At 52.2% G+C, this 1,442-nt stretch carries 1 protein-coding gene; it reads right to left on the reverse strand.

From position 1 onward, the window contains the following. Window positions 1–29: 29 nt before the first annotated feature. A protein-coding gene (locus AC19YS_RS32010) for an IS3 family transposase (RefSeq protein WP_096316580.1) occupies window positions 30–1,399 on the reverse strand; the annotation gives its coding sequence in 2 pieces (ribosomal slippage) (window positions 30–931 and window positions 931–1,399; 1,371 coding nt in all). Window positions 1,400–1,442: the final 43 nt, after the last annotated feature.

Below are 1,442 nucleotides of genomic sequence, written 5' to 3' on the forward strand. Positions count from 1 at the left end.
TGATCTGACCCCGAAATGTTGGACGCCTTCTATGCCCGCCGTGCTTGAGTCCTGTATTCCACAGGGCTCAGGCCACTTAGCTTCAGCCTGATTCGCGAATGATTGTAGTAGTGTATGTAGTCCTCTATACCTGCTTCAAGCTCATCGAGACTGTTGAATTTGTTCAGGTAAAAGAACTCGGATTTCAACGTGCCAAAAAAGCTTTCCATAGCCGCATTGTCATAGCAATTTCCTTTGCGGGACATGCTTGGCTTTACCGCACGCTCGTTCAGCACGCGGCGGTAGATAGGCATCCGGTACTGCCATCCCTGGTCGGAATGCAAAATTGGTTTATCGCGTGGCCGCAGCCTCTCAAAAGCTTGCCGTAGCATCGCACCAACCATGTCGAACAGCGGGCGCCTCGCGGTCTTGAAGGCGATTATTTCGCCGTTATAGAGGTCAAGGATCGGCGAGAGATAAAGCTTCTGCCCCCCGACCCGAAACTCCGTCACATCGGTTACCCATTTCTGGTTCGGTCGTTTGGCATCGAACTTCCGTTTCAGCAGGTTCGGCGCTACCTGACCCTCTTCGCCTCTGTAGGCCCGGTATTTCTTTATGCGCACACGGCTTTTCAACTGAAGCTCGCCCATGAGGCGCTGAACAGTCTTGTGGTTCACGAGGTGGCCAGCTCGCCGAACGGCAGCAGTGATACGGCGATAGCCATATCGGCCCTTGTGCTCGTCGAAAATTGAGCAAATTCTGGACTTCAGCACCGCGTATTTATCAACGGATTGCTGCACCTTTTGTTGATAGTAAAAAGTGCTACGGGCCAGGCCAGCCAATTTCAGAAGGCCTTCCAGAGGGTGCTCCTGCCTCAGTTCAATCACGATTTGCGCTTTTTCCGCTGCGCTGCTCGTTCCTTCGCTTGAACCAAGGCATCGAGCTTTTTTAAATAAGCAATTTCCATCCGCAACTGGCTCAATTCGGCCAGCAAATCATCGCGCGTACGAGCTTCATCGTCCGAAGATTCAAGCTGAATGGACGGGATGGGGTTTGTCATTTTTTTGTGAAGTCCGCTTCCTGGCTGCCGGGACAAGGCCTCCAAACCGCCTTCATCATACCTGCGCTCCCATTCGCCAATGATGTCGGATTTCCGGATATCAAACAGGGCAGCGACTTGGCGATAGGACAGCTCTTCCTCTCGCATGCGCTGCAAAACATTCAGCTTGAACTCAGGGCTGTAGTTCTTCTTTCTCTTACTTTTGAGGCCTGCGGCACCAAGCGCCTGATATGCCGCGATCCACTTTCGAAGCGATGAAGCATCTACCCCATGACGATGCGCGACCTCTCTGTGACCTGCGCTCCCCGAGCAGTAATCTTCAACAACCGACAATTTCGTCTGCTCTGTGTATTTTTTCATGACACCCCCCAATGTTGATGTCCAACATTTCGGGGTCAGATCA

The organism is Pseudomonas sp. MF08831 (assembly GCF_059862645.1).